The 16405-nt window shown below is 38.8% G+C and carries 12 protein-coding genes; 6 read left to right on the top strand and 6 right to left on the bottom strand.

The window, feature by feature from the left end:
* The first annotated feature begins 88 nt into the window (after window positions 1-88).
* A complete protein-coding gene (locus BW964_RS13755) occupies window positions 89-2890 on the top strand; it encodes a GH92 family glycosyl hydrolase (RefSeq protein WP_076508042.1) in 2802 nt (933 codons plus the stop codon).
* A gap of 61 nt (window positions 2891-2951) precedes the next feature.
* Here BW964_RS13755 and BW964_RS13760 read toward each other — a convergent pair whose 3' ends face one another.
* Both BW964_RS13760 and BW964_RS13765 read right to left on the bottom strand, forming a co-directional pair.
* Window positions 2952-3674 carry a phytanoyl-CoA dioxygenase family protein gene (locus BW964_RS13760; protein WP_076508043.1) on the bottom strand — a complete coding sequence of 241 codons (723 nt, stop codon included), beginning with the start codon at window positions 3672-3674 and terminating at the stop codon, window positions 2952-2954.
* A gap of 7 nt (window positions 3675-3681) precedes the next feature.
* Entirely contained in the window at window positions 3682-4932 is a 1251-nt protein-coding gene (locus tag BW964_RS13765) for a dicarboxylate/amino acid:cation symporter (protein WP_076508045.1), read from the bottom strand.
* 221 nt (window positions 4933-5153) lie between these two features.
* Between BW964_RS13765 and BW964_RS13770 the strand changes: the two genes are divergently transcribed.
* The 4 genes from BW964_RS13770 (at window position 5154) to BW964_RS13785 (ending at window position 10935) form a co-directional block, all read left to right on the top strand.
* Window positions 5154-5639, top strand: coding sequence for a BON domain-containing protein (locus BW964_RS13770; RefSeq protein WP_076508046.1), 486 nt, complete (start codon window positions 5154-5156; stop codon window positions 5637-5639).
* An 8-nt stretch (window positions 5640-5647) separates the two neighbouring features.
* On the top strand, window positions 5648-6067 hold the full coding sequence (locus BW964_RS13775; protein ID WP_076508048.1) for an SH3 domain-containing protein: 420 nt from the start codon (window positions 5648-5650) through the stop codon (window positions 6065-6067).
* Between the two features lie 94 nt (window positions 6068-6161).
* Window positions 6162-8897: a TonB-dependent receptor gene (locus BW964_RS13780; protein ID WP_076508049.1), complete on the top strand. Its 2736-nt coding sequence runs from the start codon at window positions 6162-6164 to the stop codon at window positions 8895-8897.
* Between the two features lie 178 nt (window positions 8898-9075).
* Entirely contained in the window at window positions 9076-10935 is a 1860-nt protein-coding gene (locus tag BW964_RS13785; protein WP_076508051.1) for a CocE/NonD family hydrolase, read from the top strand.
* A 129-nt stretch (window positions 10936-11064) separates the two neighbouring features.
* Here BW964_RS13785 and BW964_RS13790 read toward each other — a convergent pair whose 3' ends face one another.
* From BW964_RS13790 to speB, 3 genes are all read right to left on the bottom strand, one after another.
* Window positions 11065-11676, bottom strand: coding sequence for an alpha-ketoglutarate-dependent dioxygenase AlkB family protein (locus tag BW964_RS13790; RefSeq protein ID WP_076508052.1), 612 nt, complete (start codon window positions 11674-11676; stop codon window positions 11065-11067).
* 276 nt (window positions 11677-11952) lie between these two features.
* On the bottom strand, window positions 11953-12813 hold the full coding sequence (locus BW964_RS13795; RefSeq protein WP_076508054.1) for a bifunctional helix-turn-helix domain-containing protein/methylated-DNA--[protein]-cysteine S-methyltransferase: 861 nt from the start codon (window positions 12811-12813) through the stop codon (window positions 11953-11955).
* Window positions 12814-12882: 69 nt separating this feature from the next.
* Window positions 12883-13740, bottom strand: a complete 858-nt coding sequence (gene speB, locus BW964_RS13800) for an agmatinase (protein WP_034731916.1) — start codon at window positions 13738-13740, stop codon at window positions 12883-12885.
* 395 nt (window positions 13741-14135) lie between these two features.
* Between speB and BW964_RS13805 the strand changes: the two genes are divergently transcribed.
* Window positions 14136-14795, top strand: a complete 660-nt coding sequence (locus BW964_RS13805; protein ID WP_076508055.1) for an HAD family hydrolase — start codon at window positions 14136-14138, stop codon at window positions 14793-14795.
* Window positions 14796-14998: 203 nt separating this feature from the next.
* Here BW964_RS13805 and BW964_RS13810 read toward each other — a convergent pair whose 3' ends face one another.
* Window positions 14999-16393 carry a type III PLP-dependent enzyme domain-containing protein gene (locus BW964_RS13810; protein ID WP_034731926.1) on the bottom strand — a complete coding sequence of 465 codons (1395 nt, stop codon included), beginning with the start codon at window positions 16391-16393 and terminating at the stop codon, window positions 14999-15001.
* Between the last annotated feature and the right edge of the window lie 12 nt (window positions 16394-16405).

Genomic DNA, 16405 nt, shown 5'->3' on the forward strand with positions numbered 1-16405 from the left:
TAGTTTTTAATAAGACAGTTCCTGGCTTTCTTTTATTACATCCCGTTTTGCTGTTTTTTCGATATATTCGCTGACATAAATTAATGATATGAAAAAAAGACTGGCCATTTTCTCACTATGCATTGCCCAGATCATATATTCCCAGAATTACGCTCAATATGTAAATCCTTTTATCGGTACCGGAGGCCACGGCCACACTTTTCCGGGAGCTATTGTTCCTTTCGGAATGGTACAGCTTTCACCCGACACCAGGATAGACGGAAGCTGGGACGGATGCAGCGGGTATCATTATTCAGATGCGGTGATCTATGGTTTTTCGCATACCCACCTGAACGGAACCGGAGTTTCAGATTATGGGGATATCATGCTGATGCCTACGATGGGGAATGCAAGCTTAAACAGCAAAGATTATTCTTCAAAGTTTTCGCATAAAAATGAAAAAGCAACGGCCGGATTTTATTCTGTGAAATTAGACAAAAACAATATTGATGTTCGCCTGACCACAACGAAAAGAGTCGGTTACCATGAGTATACATTCAATAACTCAGGGAAGGCCAATATCATTCTGGACCTTAACCACAGGGACAAATTGCTGGAAGGTGAAGTAAAGATCATTGATGATAAAACGATTGAAGTTTTCAGGAGAAGTGGAGCGTGGGCTACCAATCAGTATATCTACGCCAGAATTGAATTTTCAAAACCAATGAAAATCTCCAAAAAAGAGGTTAATGGAAAACAGGACGATCAACTTTTCACAGGAACAAAACTAGCTCTTGCCTTTTCGTCCGATGTCAAAAAAGGAGAAAAGGTCAGCGTAAAAGTTGCCATTTCTCCAACAGGTTATGAGGGATCCAGAAAAAACATGCTGGCAGAAGGACCATCCAATGATTTTGAAACAGTAAAAAAACAGGCGGAATCTGATTGGAATAAGGAACTTTCAAAAATTGAAGTTAAATCTGATAATAAAGATCAGCTTTCGGTCTTTTATACAGCCCTTTACCATGTTTTCATCCAACCGAATATCAATATGGATGTGGATGGAAAATACAGAGGCCGTGATAATAAGCTCCACACCACCAATGGATTTGAGTATTACTCCGTCTTTTCCCTTTGGGATACCTTCAGAGCTGCTCATCCGCTGATGACCCTGATCGATAGAAAGAGAACAGCAGATTTTATCAACACTTTTATCGCACAATATGAACAGGGCGGAAAACTTCCCGTTTGGGAGCTGGCTTCCAATGAAACAGAATGTATGATCGGCTACCACTCTGTTTCTGTGATTGCAGACGCGATGGCTAAAGGCATTAAGGGTTTTGACTATGAAAAAGCATTCCAGGCCTCTAAAAATTCTGCCATGCTGGATATTTTCGGTTTAAATGCGTACAAGCAAAACCATTATATCAGCATCGATGATGAACATGAAAGTGTTTCCAAAACGGTTGAATACGCCTATGACGACTGGTGTATTGCCCAAATGGCTAATATTTTAGGCAAAAAGGAAGATTATCAGTACTTCATGAAACGTTCTCAGAACTGGAAAAACCTATACAATCCGGACAGTGGATTTATGCAGCCCAGAAAGAATGGAAACTGGTATGAACCATTTGACGCAAGAGAAGTCAATAATAATTATACAGAAGGAAATTCATGGCATTATTCTTACTCCGTTCAGCAGGACATTCCCGGATTGATTGCTGCCCATGGAGGAAAAGAAAAATTTGAACAATTCCTTGATGCTATTTTTGCGGCACCCGATAAAACGACAGGCAGAGAACAGGTAGATATCACAGGATTGATGGGTCAGTATGCTCAGGGCAATGAGCCGAGCCATCACATTGCTTATTTATATAACTACGTAGGCAAGCCGGAAAAGACCGAGGCCAAGATCAAATATATCCTTGATAATTTCTACAAAAATACTCCGGACGGACTTATAGGAAATGAAGACTGCGGCCAGATGAGTGCCTGGTATATCCTGAGTTCGATGGGAATCTATGCAGTTACTCCCGGGCTTCCTGAGTGGCAGACCACCACTCCTTATTTTGACGAGGTTAAAATTCATCTGGAAGATGGCACCACAAAAGTGATCACCAAGAATACCAGTAAATCGGAACTTCAAAAATTAGGTTTTGAAAACAGCAAACCAACGAAGGATTTCAAATACACCTCACTCACCGCATCACCTGTTATCGCTTCCGACAGAATTTTCGATTTCTCGGCAAAAGTACAGATCACTCCACTGAATCCGGGTGATAAAGTTTATTATATGACCATGAATTCAGACGATGCGAATGTGAGAAAAACATTCACCACCTACAAAGGCCCTTTTACCATCAGTAAAACAACTCAGGTTCTCGCGTATTCGGAAAGAAATGGGGAAAAGAGTTCTGTGACGGTAGCCAATTTCAACAGAAGACCCAATTATTGGGATATCGACATCCACTCAAAAGCAACGCCACAGTATACGGCTAATGGAAAACTAGCCCTGATCGATGGAATCAACGGTGATGTCAACTGGAGAAAAGGTGAATGGCATGGCTATCAGGGACAAGATTTTGAAGCCCTGATTGATTTAAAATCACCTCAGTCAATCACCCAATTATCGTCTACTTATCTTCAGGACAGCAGAGCATGGATCCTGATGCCTAAGAAAGTGGAATATTATGCTTCTATGAATGGGAAAGACTTTGTTCTTCTGAAAACGACAGACAATACCATCGATCCTAAAGATGAAAAAGTACAGATCAAAGATTTCGGGGCAGAAATCCTTCCCACTGAAGCCCGGTACATTAAGGTAAAAGCCTATTACTTCGGAAAACTTCCGGAATGGCACCAGGGAGCCGGAGGCGAGGCGTACATCTTTATTGATGAGATTTCTGTAAAGTAAATTATTGAACTCAACAGTATAAAAATTCCCCTTTGAAAAGTTCAAAGGGGAATTTTGTTTTTTAATTCATTCTCTCGGACCATTGCAGTTCTTCAGGCAGCTCCATATCAGAAAACTCGATGTGAATCACTCTTCTTCTCCGGCCATCAGTTGTTCTGTTGGAAGCGTGCAGGGTAAGGGGCTTCATGATCATGATACCACCCTTCTGTACATCGCAGAATTTTTCAGTTTCCGTTTTCAAGTCTATGGTTTCCGGTCTGTAGATTCCTTTGGTGTGAGATCCCGGAATGACTTTCAGTGCTCCATTATACTCATCCGTATCATCCAGATGGATCCTGATGGTACAGATATTTTCAAGAAACGGTAGTGGCGGCTGAACCGCAAACTGATTTTGCTTGGTTGTCCACGACCCGAAACCTTTGATGTCCAGTTTTTTATCTACTGAAATGGTAAGATCCTGATGATAGGCTGCGTACCAGTTGGAGGTTTCCGGTTTGTCAAAATAAATGCTTTTGACAACAAAATATTTTTCTCCGAAAATTTTTCTGACAATGGTTTTAATGGTATCATTAAATATCAGATCTTGAATTTCAGGGATTTCTTTCAGGAACTGTCTTACGGCAAACACGTCAGCAGACTTTCTGAAATTTTCTTTTGATGCATCAGCTTTTCCGATACTCTTTGTTATTTTTTCAATCTCATCATCTGAAAAGATCGAATTGATTACGGTAAGACCTTTTTCAAGGAAATATTGTTTATGGTTCTCTAAATATTGTTTTGTCATGTGCGTTTTAAACTTCCTGAGGTGTATTTTCAAGCTGTCCTTCCCATTTGGAGACAGCAGAAGTGGCCAAGGCATTTCCTAATACATTGGTCATACTTCTTCCCATATCACAGAAGTGATCAATAGGCAGGATCAAGGCGATCCCTTCCGGTGGAATACCAAACATCGAGCAAGTAGCTACGATGATGACCAGTGAAGCTCTCGGAACTCCGGCAATACCTTTGGAGGTAAGCATCAGTACTAAAAGCATCGTGATCTGCTGACCCAATGACATTTCAATACCGTAGATCTGAGCAATAAAGATGGAGGCAAATGTCATATACATCATACTTCCGTCAAGATTAAAAGAATATCCTAATGGCAGGATAAAAGATACAACTCTGTTATTGCATCCGAATTTTTCAAGCTCTTCAACCAATTTAGGAAAAACAGCTTCTGAACTGGTTGTAGAAAAAGCGATCAGCAACGGTGCCTTGATTCTTTTAAGCAATTCGAAAAGGCGTTTTCCCAGGATCAGGTAACCTACCAATAGCAGTACGAGCCAAAGAACGGCTAATGCAAAGAAAAAGTCCCGCAAATACACTGCGTAAACGATAAAAATCTGGAATCCATTCATCGCCACGACAGCAGCAATGGCTCCCAAAACCCCAAATGGAGCAAACCACATGATATAGGCGACCATCTTCAGAATAGCATGGGCAATAATATCAAAAAGTTTAACCACCGGTTTTGAATATTCTTCACCCAAATTAGCAAGCGCTACCCCAAACATAATGGAAAAAACTACGATCTGCAGTACCTCATTGGTAGCAAAAGCTTCAAATAAACTTTTAGGGATCATGTGTTTTACAAAGTCTTCCAGGGAAAATCCTTTACTGCTTTTCAGAAGATCTTCTGCAGCAGCGGCATCCTGGATGGGCAGTTTGGTCACATGCCCTGGTTCAAGCCAGTTGACAAGCATCAATCCGATAAAGAGAGAAACCAGTGACGCGGAAATAAACCACAACATGGCTTTTGTTCCTACCCTTCCGATCATTTTGATATCGCTCATTTTGGCAATTCCCACGACAAGTGTGGTAAAAACCAGTGGTGCGATGATCATCTGTACCAGTCTGATAAAGACGGTTCCCAGCAGTTTGATGTTTTTGGAAAAAGGTTCGGCACTTTCAGGATACTGTAGGTGTACGATCCCTCCAATGACTACTCCCAGGATAAGCGCAACGATAATGGCTATAAAAAGTTTATTTTGTCCTTTCATATATATTGTTCAATTCCCACAAATATAACAGTTTTTCAATTGGTATTGGATTTTCGCCTAATCTGGTTAAGTTTAAATTAAGTTTGTAATACATTAAAATTAAATCCCTGATTTATAAAATATTGCAAAAAATTTAAGAAACATTTATTGATTTTTTATTCTTTTGGTACAAATTTTATTATTACATTTGATTGTATTAACAACATTAATAAATATACAATATGAAAAAAACTATCGCAATGGCTGCCTTAGCTGTAGCTGTATCTTTCGGAGCAGTTTCTTGTAAAAAGAAAGTTTCTGATGCCGATCTTCAGACTCAGGCTACAACCATCGTAACTTCTAATCCCAATGCTTCTGTAGAGGTAAAAGAAGGAGTGGCTCATCTAAGCGGAACTTTCGCTGACCAGCAGTCTAAGGATGCTATGATCACCCAATTAAAAGCGATCAGCGGTGTAAAGGAAGTAATGGACATGTCTACTGTAGCTCCTGCTGCACCTGCACCTGTTGAAACAACCTCTGCTGTAGATCCTGCAGTTCAGAAAAAAGTTCAGGATGCTGTTAAAGATTTCCCTTCTGTAAAAGTAGAAGTTGTCAATGGGCAGCTTACCCTTACAGGAAATGTTTCAGGCCTTCAGGCAAGAAAAATCAAAGAATCTGTAGATGCCTTGAAAATCGGAAAGTATAACAATAACCTAGTTGTAAAATAATTTTAGAGATGAGTACATTACAAGATAAATATTCAAGCGTAGTTTCAGCGGCACAGTCTGCAGGAATTTCTAACCTTCAGGTTCAGGAGCAGGATGGTATTCTTTATGTTTCAGGAAGTGCTTCCAATACAGCCGCAAAAGATGCAGTATGGAATGCTTTAGGAACTATTGACTCTACTTATTCAGCTTCCGACATTAATATTGACGTACAGGTTTCAGGATTAGCTTCAGGTGCTGCTTTAACAGTAGCTACGGAAGATTCTAACCTTAACATCAGACAGGAGCCTTCTACTGAAGCTGCTGTTGTAGGAAAAGCTGCTAAAGGTTCATCGGTAACTTTAATCGAGCAGACTTCTGATGACTGGTGGAAAGTGAAAACTGACGACGGTCAGGAAGGTTATGCTTATTCAAGATATTTGAAAGCCTAATTTTTGAAAATATAAAATTTTTGAAAAAATCAATACAGACATCCCCGATTGGGGATGTTTTTTTATATTTTTACGCCTGTAAAGAAAGCACTGAATGAAGAAAATCTTATGGCTGCTGTTATTGGCATTCAATAGTATGGTCCTGTATGCACAAAATTTATCTATTAACGGAAAAGTGTCTGATTTTGACAAAAAACCTGTTGAAAATGCCACTATTTATCTCCTAAAAGAAAAAGATTCATCCATCATCAACTACACCGCTACCAATAAGGAAGGTAGGTTTTCTCTGAAAACCGATGCCCTGCATGAGCCTTCTATTTTAAAAATCAATACTGAAAAGCTTTCTTCCTATTCTAAAAAGATTGAAAAACTCACTCAGTCACTTACTTTGGGGGATATCGAACTGGAAAAAAATAATATAAAAAATATTGATGAGATCAAAATCACGGTATCACCGGTGAAGATCAGAAAAGATACTATAGAATTCAATGCTTCATCCATCAAAGTCCGTCCGGACAGTAAAATTGAAGAATTATTGAAAAAAATCCCGGGGGTGGAAATCGACAACGACAGAAAGATCAAAGTCAACGGAAAGGAAGTAGATCAGATCATGATCAACGGAAAACCCTTCTTCGATAAGGACGGTAAAATTGCTCTTCAAAATCTTCCGGCAGATATCATTAAAAATATTCAGTTTACCACCACCAAGACGAAAGAGGAGGAATTAAGCGGAAAGAAACCTAAATCCAATAATGCAACGATCAATTTCAATATTGATGAGAAAAAAAATAAAGGACTTATGTCCAGACTTATGCTGGGATACGGTTCAGACCAACGCTATGAAGGGAGCGGACTGCTTAGCTATTTTAAAAATGACACTCAAATAAGTCTTATCGCTTCATCAAACAACATCAATTCCCAGGGCTTCAGCAATGATGATGTGTTTGACAGTATGGGAGAAGGCAGGAACTCCTCGGCAATGGGAGGTGGAATGCCTTCATCCGGCAGAGGAAGTAAGGGAATTCAGAAATCTTCTACAATAGGAATCAACTACAATGACAAATTAGGGAAGGATGCCGATCTGGACAATTTTAGTTTAAGCTATTCTAATTCTGACACCGAAACTGCTTCCAAGGCCTCAAGAACAACACTTCTTCCTGAATATACTCTTGCCACACGTTCTGAGAGTAAGGGAGAGAGTGAAACCCTTCAGTACAGTGCAGATGCATCAGTAAAAATCAAACTGGATTCTTTAAGTACTATTTACATTTCACCACGATTCAACAATAGCCGTAGCTCCAGCATTAGCAATTCACAATCATCGACATTAAAAAATAACACCCTGCTCAATGCAAATGATTCCTACACCAGCAGTGAATCCGAAAGCAATTCATTTAACCCTTATATCTATTTTTCAAAACAATTCAGAAAGGAAAGACGCTCCATAAATGCCAAAATGAACAGTACTATTTCAGAATCCAACAGGGATAACCTCAACAGATCGGAAACTGTATTTTACCAGGGTACTGAGCAGAATGACAACAGGAATCAACTGTCAAAAAGCAAAAATCAGAACAGTACCTATAATTTCAGTACCGGATATACTGAACCTGTTTCAGATTCTGCAACGGTAAGTTTTGAAGTCGCTTACAATTCAAAAATTTCCAGAGACTCAAGGGATGTTAATGATTTCAATGTTGTTTCAGGGCAGTATTCTGATTACAATTCTCCTTTGTCTAATAGTTTGAGGCAGACCCTCAACCAGCTTACACCTGAACTTTCTTTTGATCTGAATAAAAAGAAATTCAGCATATGGACTTCTGTCAATGTTAATATTTCGGATATGAAGGTCAATTCCATCTACAATGGGCAACAGTATAGCCTGAAGAAGGATTTTGCTCTACCTGGGTATAATTTTAATTTCCGCTACCAGTTTTCCGAAAGTAAAATGCTTAGTCTTTCCAATTACTCCAATTTTACCATCCCCGGTGCTGAACAGCTGACGCCTTACGAAGATACTTCGAATCCGCTGGTCACCTCTACCGGAAATCCTAATTTGAAAAATACATGGACCAACAGCAGTTCCTTATTTTTTAATAATTACAATCTGATCAGAAATATAAACTATTACCTGAGTTTTAGTTTTATGTACAGAAATAATGATGTCGTCAATTTTTCACGATATGACGATTCAGGAAAACAGCTTGTGACTTATGATAACGTGAGTGGCAATAAGAACATGAATCTTGGAGCCGGCTTCAGTAAAACCTTTAAGTGGAAAGATAGTAAACTGACCGTAAACCCAAGGTTTAATATGCAGTATAACTACAACAAAGGATTTATTAACGCCCAGTTTTTCACGAATGAGTCTTACAGTCTAAATCCTGGTTTGAACATAACCTACGAAATTAAAGATAAACTGAGTATAAAACCTTCGTACAGACTTGGATATAATTTCTCAAAGTACACCAATTACAGTATTGATCATGTGCATACAGCCAACCAAACCCTGAGGTTGGAGCTCACCCAGTATCTTTTTAACAGCAGGGTGGTTTTCGGAAATGATTTTGAATACAATACGAATTCCAATATTGCACCCGGTTTCAAAAAGGATTTCTATTTCTGGAATACGAGTTTGGGCTATTCATTCTACAAAAAGCAGTTTACGGCCAAGATAAAGATCTATGATGTTTTAAACCAAAACCAGAGCGTCAGAAGAACCATCTCCAATTCCTATATTGAAGACCGTGAAGATCTTATCCTGAAACGCTATATTATGTTCTCACTGAGTATGAAGCTGAATAAATTTGCAGGTAAAAAAATGCAGTAAGAAAATCTCTTTAATCTGCTAAATCAGCGAACGTAAAAAATCTCACGCAAATCAGAAAGATTGAGCAGATGAAAAATAGAGCTGCTTTTTTGAATTCTTCTGTACTTTCCATTGAAAGATTGAACATAGGTAGTATACCGGAGCTATTTTATTTTTAAATTAGCTGCAAATTTTATTTATGAAGATCCATATTTCAATTTTATTTATTTTCTTTTTTATCCTTGGACATTCGCAGACTCCAGATCAGAAGGATACGTTCGTAAAAGATAATTTCACCAAAAAGGAATTTTACATTCCCATGCGTGACGGAGTAAAGCTTTTCACGGCGATATACGTCCCGAAAGATATTTCAAACAAAAACAAATATCCTTTTCTGATGCAGAGAACCTGCTACAGCATTGCTCCTTACGGTGAAAATGAATACAGATCCAAACTGGGACCTAACCAGTATCTGATGAAGGATAAGTATATTTTTGTATTCCAGGATGTACGCGGAAGATATATGAGCGAAGGAACTTTCACCAATATGACGCCTCAGGTAGACCGCAAAACCAAAAAAGATGTAGATGAAAGTACGGATACGTATGACACGATAGAATGGCTTTTAAAGAATGTTAATGACAATAACGGTAAGGCGGGACAATATGGAACTTCATACCCTGGATTTTACACTGCGGTAGGAATACTGGCTCAGCACCCTGCATTGGTAGCTTCCTCTCCTCAGGCACCTATTTCTGATTTCTGGAATGATGACTTTCTTCACAACGGCAGGTTTATGCTGGGCTATTTCAGAACGTTCCCTGTTTTTGGGATTCAGAAGACAAAACCAGAGAACAAAGCCTGGTATATGGATACTTTCGTAAAGCAGACTTCGGAAGACGGTCTTAAGTTTTACAGAGATATGGGAACTTTAAAGGACGGCTACGAAAAATACTACAAGAACAATTTCTTCATGACGGAGATCATGAATCATCCTAACTATGATGAGTTCTGGCAGAAAAGAAACCTTCTCCCTCATTTAAAGAATGTGAACCACGCAGTAATGACCGTGGGAGGCTGGTTTGATGCGGAAGATCTTTCCGGACCGCTTACTATTTACAAAACCATAGAAAAGACAAGCCCGAAAGCAAAAAACACCATCGTGATGGGACCTTTCTCTCACGGAGCATGGGCACAGGAGCAGGGAAAACATTTCCATAACCAGATTTATTTCGGGGACAGCATTGCAACGTATTACCAGAAAAATATTGAAACTAAGTTTTTCAATCATTATTTAAAAGGAAACATCAGAGAAGATGCCGGACTTCCGGAAGCTTTGATGTATGATACAGGATCTAAAGAATGGAGAGAATTTGCTTCTTATCCTCCAAAAAATGCACAAAAGATTAATTTCTATTTAGCTGACGTAACATTGAAGAACGCTTCAGGACAAGGCTTTTCAGAATACTACAGTGACCCAAACAATCCGGTATTAAGTTCTGACAATCTGAAAGATTTTAACGGATTCACTCCTAAAAATTATATGTCGGAGGATCAGAGATTTGCAGTAGGCAGACCTGATGTTTTGACGTTTACCACAGATGTTTTGACAGAAGACATGAGTTTCGCGGGAGAGATCATGGCTAAACTGAATATTGCTTCTTCTTCTACTGATGCAGATTTTGCAGTAAAACTGATCGATGTTTATCCTGAAGATTTTAAACCAAAAGAAAAGAAAGACGGAGTGATCTATCCTAATTATCACCAGATGGTAAGAAGTGAGATCATGCCTGCCAGATTCAGAAATTCAAGAGAAAAAGGGGAAGCATTGGTTCCCAACCAGAAAACGGCCGTGAATTTCAGACTGCAGGATGTGATGCATACATTCAAAAAAGGACACAGAATTCAGATCCAGATCAGCAGTACCTGGTGGCCGCTTTTCGCCATCAATCCACAGAAATTTATGGAAAATCCGAATTTCGCTACAAAGGCAGATTATACAAAAGCTTTTATTAAAGTGTATAATGACAGTTCTATTGAAGCTGAAGTATTGAAATAAAAAAAATGATAGTGGCTTCGGAAATCTCTGTCTCCGCTATCAGTTGATAAAATGTAAAATCCGGTCGCTGCGAGAAATCAGCGACCGGATTTTTTTTATAGGTGATGGTGACTTCGAGTGCCCCCTTTTTTATTCCTCAATCGTTCTGAAAGTCAGATTTACTCTTGGAGTTTTTACTTTGGTTGTTGGCGGAAGTCTGTGCAGCCAGTTGTCCTGCGTTGTTCCCTTCATGATTAACAGGCTTCCGTTTTCCAGGAATATTTCCACTTTTTCTTTGGTGGTTTTATGTTTAAATAAAAACTTTCTTTCTGCCCCGAAAGTCAGGGATGCGATAGCTCCGTGTTTTTTAAGATCCTTTTCTCCGTCGCTGTGGTAGGCCATTCCTTCGCTTCCGTCATGGTATAAATTGAGAAGGCAGGAATTGTATATTTCTCCTGAAACTTCTTCGCATTTTTTCTTTAATTCCAATAATTCAGGCGTCCAGAATTTCGCATATTTTGTGCGTTTTGAATAGGTATATTCAAAGGCTTTCTCTCCGAACCAGGCTACTTTTCTCTTTGTTAAAATTAATTTCCCAAAAATTACTGCCTCATCATTTTCCCACGGAATTTGATGGAGCAGATAGTCATAAAAGAAATCTGATCTTTCTTTGTCAAAGACTTTTCCGTAATAATGGACCGTTCCGTCATTCGGGAGAATATTCAAGGGATATTCTGATATTTCTTCAAACAGGCTGTTCATGATTTTGAATTTTTAGAAAAAAATGTAAGACGTATTGATGACTTTCACATTGTTTTTAAACCACAAAAGTCGCAAAAGTTTTTTACACTTAAGTTTTTTAAGTTATTAATAAAATGCTGAATAAAGTGCACTTAAGTTTTTGAAAAATCGGAGATTTTTATTGGCTAAGACTATTTCTCAATAGATGTCTTTTGAGTATTCCCATCAATAGGAACGGGCTTTAGCTGGTTTGTTTATAAATAAAACATTCAATCGGCTTTAGCCAAAACTTAAATATTACAGTACACTAGAATTTTCAGAGTATATATGTGAGCTTTCCCAGCCTACCATCATCTGCTTTCTTTCGGTTCCCCATCGATAGCCCCCCAGATTCCCCGTAGACTGAATCACCCGGTGACAGGGAATAAGAAAAGCCACAGGATTGCTGCCAATCGCTGTTCCGACTGCCCGGGACGCTTTCGGGTTTCCAATCTTTTGTGCCAGACTGCCATAGGTAGAAAGTTTCCCCATTGGGATAGAAAGAAGGCTTTCCCAGACTTTCAGCTGGAAATCTGTTCCTTTTAAATGAAGTTTAATCGTGTTGAGTTTTGTCCAGTCTTTATCGAATATGGACAGTGCATTTTTCTGAAGAGCATCTTGTCTTTCAAAAAAAGAAGCATTGGGAAATGCATGTTTCAGATTTCCCAATGCTGTTTCTTTATCGTCTTCAAAAGCCATGGAGCATATCCCTTTTTCAGTAGATGCTGCCATTACGTAACCAAAAGGACTTTTGGAAAAACTGTAATGGATATTCAGGCTTTTTCCGCCGTTTTTATATTCCGCCGGAGACATTCCTTCAATGTTCACAAAGAGGTCGTGAAGCCTGCTTGTGCTGGAAAGTCCTGTTTCGTAGGCGGTATCAAATAAAGTCGCTTTTTCTTCCTTCAATAAATTTTTAGCATGTTCAAGACTGATGAACTGTAAAAATTTCTTAGGACTTGTTCCTGCCCATTCCGTAAATATCTTCTGAAAATGAGCCGGACTTAAGTGAATATTCTCTGCCACTTCCTCCAAACTTGGCTGAAGCCTGAAATTGCTCTGGATATACGCTATCGCTTTGGCAATTCTGTTATAATCGATCTGACTTTGTGCGGACATATTATTTCTTTTTTACCTCACAAATTTCCAAAGAATACACGGCAGAAAAAATCTGATTCTTGCGGAATTTTAGTTGTTGTTATAAATATGATTGTAAGCAAGCATTTTGTAATATAACTTAGCCGCTAAGAAAGCAGTTGGCTTCGCCATCGGAGAATCCATTAATTCTACAATATCAAAGGCGACAACGTTACATTTTTCAAATACTTTTCTCAATAATTCCAATGTAGGATACCACTGAAGGCCTCCTGGCTCAGGCGTTCCTGTAGAAGGAGCAATAGAAGGGTCGAATGCATCAAGGTCAATCGTAATATATACGTTTCCTGAAACTTTTTCCAGAACATCATTGATCCAGTTATCATTTACAGCAATTTCATGAGCAAAAAATACTCTTCCTTCCGGTAAATATTCAGCTTCTTCAGCATCCATAGAACGGATTCCCACCTGAACTAAGTTATGCTTCTGGTTCGCTTCAAAAACCGCACATGCATGGTTAGAAGTAGAACCATGGAATTCAGGACGTAAGTCTGTATGGGCATCCAGTTGAAGAACAGTAAGATTTTCAAACTTCTCTCCTACCGCACGGATAGAGCCGATAGAAACAGAGTGCTCCCCCCCGAAAAGGGTAAATACCTTCCCTTCATTGTTCAAAAGCTCTTTTGTTTTTTGGTATACCGCTTCCGTCATCGCTTCAGGGCTTGAATTTTCAGAAATTTCGCCTGCCAGATAGACTCCGTCAAGGAAAGGCTCAGTTCCTGTTTCAATATCATAAAGCTCCATATTTTCAGAAGCATCAAGGAATAATTCCGGGCCTTTGTCAGCTCCTTTTCCCCATGTTGAAGTTCCATCGTAAGGAACGGTTACCAGCATTACTTTAGAATTTTCTAACGTTGCGTTTTCTTCAGGAATTCCTGCGTATGTTCTCATGTTTTATTTAAAAATTTAAATGATTTAAAGATTGAAATATTCGGGGCAAAGATACGAAATACTGTTTGAGTTATAAGTTATGAGTTATTCGTTTTTTCGGGGTGCAGGATTCAGGTTTGAGAGTTTTTGACTATGAGGGTTTAAGGGTGAAGAAGTTTGGAACTGGTTGTCGGTTGCTGGTTGCTAGTTCGTAGCGATTAAGTTAATAGGATTACGGTCTTGGTTCTTGGTTTTCAAATCTACCATTCCCTTGCGAAGCAAAATTTACTATTGACCTTTTGAACCTTCCTTGTTTCCTCTTTCCTGACCCTTCCTCTTTTAATTCATAACTTATAATTCATAACTCATAACTTTCTCCCTTTAAATATTAATCCTACTTTTGTAAAAAACAAAATATGCCTTTAAAAGCTGTTCTTTTCGATATGGACGGGGTTATTGTAGATACCGAACCCCTTCACCGAAAAGCTTATTTTAAAACGTTTGACGAACTGGAAATTGCTGTTTCCGAAGAACTCTACACCTCTTTCACCGGAGCTTCCACTCAAAGAGTCGCTGAAACATTGATTCAAAAATATAATTTAACTAATACTTACGAAGGTATTGCGGGCATTAAAAGAGCTCATTTTAAAGACTATTTCGATAATGACGAGGAGTTTGATCTTATTCCGGGAGTGCGAGAGCTGATCAAGCATTACCATGAGAATGGCATTAAACTTATCCTGGCTTCTTCAGCTACGATGGTTACCATCAACATGGTTTTTGAAAAGTTCGGACTTGAGCAGTATTTCAGTGGAAAAATAAGCGGAGCAGCTTTGAAAGAGTCGAAACCTCATCCGGAGGTATTTCTTTTAGCTGCGGAAATGGCAGAAGAGCCGGCAGAAAACTGTATGGTCATTGAAGACTCTACGAACGGAATTCTCGCGGCAAGCAGAGCGGAAATTTTCTGTGCCGCCTACAGAAGTCCACATTCAAAAAATCAGGATTATACTTTAGCGGATATCGTGGTTTCAGATTATGAAGAACTGGAACTGGATAAGCTCTCAAAATATTTTTAAATGGAAAAAAGCTCTCAAAAATTTGAGAGCTTTTATTTTTATATTGGTCTTATCATCTGAAGAGAAGAGAAGATTCGTAACGGTTCTTAATCCTTAATAAAAATCTTAATGGTTAAAAAATAAAACATTAAGAAACAATTGAGTTGTTAAGATCATTAAGATGAGATTGCTTCGTCACTTCGTTCCTCGCAATGACAGTCGTTTTATTTGTAACCCAGGATTTTCAAAATATCTTCAGGTTCCTGTTTCTCACGGAAAACTTCGTACTGAAGCTCCCCATTTTCATCTTTCTGGATCAGGACGTGTCTCGGCTGAGGCATTAAACAGTGGTGAACCCCTCCATACCCTCCGATTGTTTCCTGATACGCTCCTGTATGGAAGAATCCGATATACAGAGGTTTGGTATCACTGAAAACAGGCAGATAAATGGCATTGGTATGCTGTTCAGAATTGTAATAATCATCAGAATCACAGGTCAGTCCACCCAGGAATACCCTTTCATAGGTATCTTCCCATCTGTTCAATGGAAGCATGATAAAGTGTCTGGAGATTGCCCAGGTATCCGGAAGTGTAGTCATGAATGAAGAATCAATCATATTCCACTTTTCTCTGTCGTTCTGACGTTTCTGAGAAATAATCTTATAAAGGTTTGCTCCGCTCTCTCCAACGGTAAAGCTTCCGAATTCCGTATAAATATTAGGTTCTTCCACTCCTTCCTCTTCACAGAACTTTTTGATCTGAGAAACGATTTCTTCTACCATATACTGATAGTCGTACTCAAAGTTTAAAGAAGTTTTGATCGGGAAACCTCCACCAATGTTCAGTGAATCCACTTCCGGAGCAATTTTCTTCAAACGTGCGTATACGCGAAGACATTTGTACAATTCATTCCAGTAATAAGCGGTGTCTTTGATCCCTGTATTAATGAAGAAGTGAAGCATTTTCAGTCTTGCATTCGGGTGCTCGGCGATCTTCTGGCTGTAGTAAGGAATGATATCTCTATATCCGATCCCTAACCTTGAGGTGTAGAATTCAAATTTAGGTTCTTCCTCTGAAGCAATTCTGATCCCGATATCGAATGTGGTATCAATACTTTCTGTAAGCTTATCCAGCTCACGGTAGTTATCCAGGATCGGGGTAATGTTTTCAAAACCGCTGTTGATCATCTCGGAAATTTTCGCGAGATAATCGTCAGTCTTGAATCCATTACAGATGACCTCAATATTTTTATCTACTTTACCTTTCCCATAAAGAGATTTAACAATATCCATGTCGTATGCTGAAGAGGTTTCGATAGAAATATCATTCTTTAGAGCTTCTTCAAGCACAAAATTGAAATGACTGGATTTTGTACAGTAGCAGTAGGTATAATTCTTTTTATATTCGGCTTTCTCAAAAGCTTCCCTAAACCAGCTTTTCGCCTTTTGGATATTTTGAGAAATTCTCGGCAGGTAGCTAATTTTTAGCGGGGTGCCAAATTTTTCAACGACTTCCATTAAAGGAACATCGTGAAATAACAAATTGTTCTCAGAAACATTAAATTCCTCTGTAGGAAAATACAATGTCTGATCAATAAGTTCCGAGTACTTTATTTTCATTTCTTGACAAGT

Source organism: Chryseobacterium shigense (genome assembly GCF_900156575.1).
Taxonomy (GTDB): Bacteria; Bacteroidota; Bacteroidia; order Flavobacteriales; family Weeksellaceae; genus Chryseobacterium; species Chryseobacterium shigense.

What these genes read in the sequence shown, in the direction of transcription:
- BW964_RS13755 (WP_076508042.1), top strand. Translation starts at nt 89, where the DNA reads ATGAAAAAAAGACTGGCCATTTTCTCACTATGCATTGCCCAGATCATA.
- BW964_RS13760 (WP_076508043.1), bottom strand. Translation starts at nt 3,674, where the DNA reads ATGACAAAACAATATTTAGAGAACCATAAACAATATTTCCTTGAAAAA.
- BW964_RS13765 (WP_076508045.1), bottom strand. Translation starts at nt 4,932, where the DNA reads ATGAAAGGACAAAATAAACTTTTTATAGCCATTATCGTTGCGCTTATC.
- BW964_RS13770 (WP_076508046.1), top strand. Translation starts at nt 5,154, where the DNA reads ATGAAAAAAACTATCGCAATGGCTGCCTTAGCTGTAGCTGTATCTTTC.
- BW964_RS13775 (WP_076508048.1), top strand. Translation starts at nt 5,648, where the DNA reads ATGAGTACATTACAAGATAAATATTCAAGCGTAGTTTCAGCGGCACAG.
- BW964_RS13780 (WP_076508049.1), top strand. Translation starts at nt 6,162, where the DNA reads ATGAAGAAAATCTTATGGCTGCTGTTATTGGCATTCAATAGTATGGTC.
- BW964_RS13785 (WP_076508051.1), top strand. Translation starts at nt 9,076, where the DNA reads ATGAAGATCCATATTTCAATTTTATTTATTTTCTTTTTTATCCTTGGA.
- BW964_RS13790 (WP_076508052.1), bottom strand. Translation starts at nt 11,676, where the DNA reads ATGAACAGCCTGTTTGAAGAAATATCAGAATATCCCTTGAATATTCTC.
- BW964_RS13795 (WP_076508054.1), bottom strand. Translation starts at nt 12,813, where the DNA reads ATGTCCGCACAAAGTCAGATCGATTATAACAGAATTGCCAAAGCGATA.
- speB (WP_034731916.1), bottom strand. Translation starts at nt 13,740, where the DNA reads ATGAGAACATACGCAGGAATTCCTGAAGAAAACGCAACGTTAGAAAAT.
- BW964_RS13805 (WP_076508055.1), top strand. Translation starts at nt 14,136, where the DNA reads ATGCCTTTAAAAGCTGTTCTTTTCGATATGGACGGGGTTATTGTAGAT.
- BW964_RS13810 (WP_034731926.1), bottom strand. Translation starts at nt 16,393, where the DNA reads ATGAAAATAAAGTACTCGGAACTTATTGATCAGACATTGTATTTTCCT.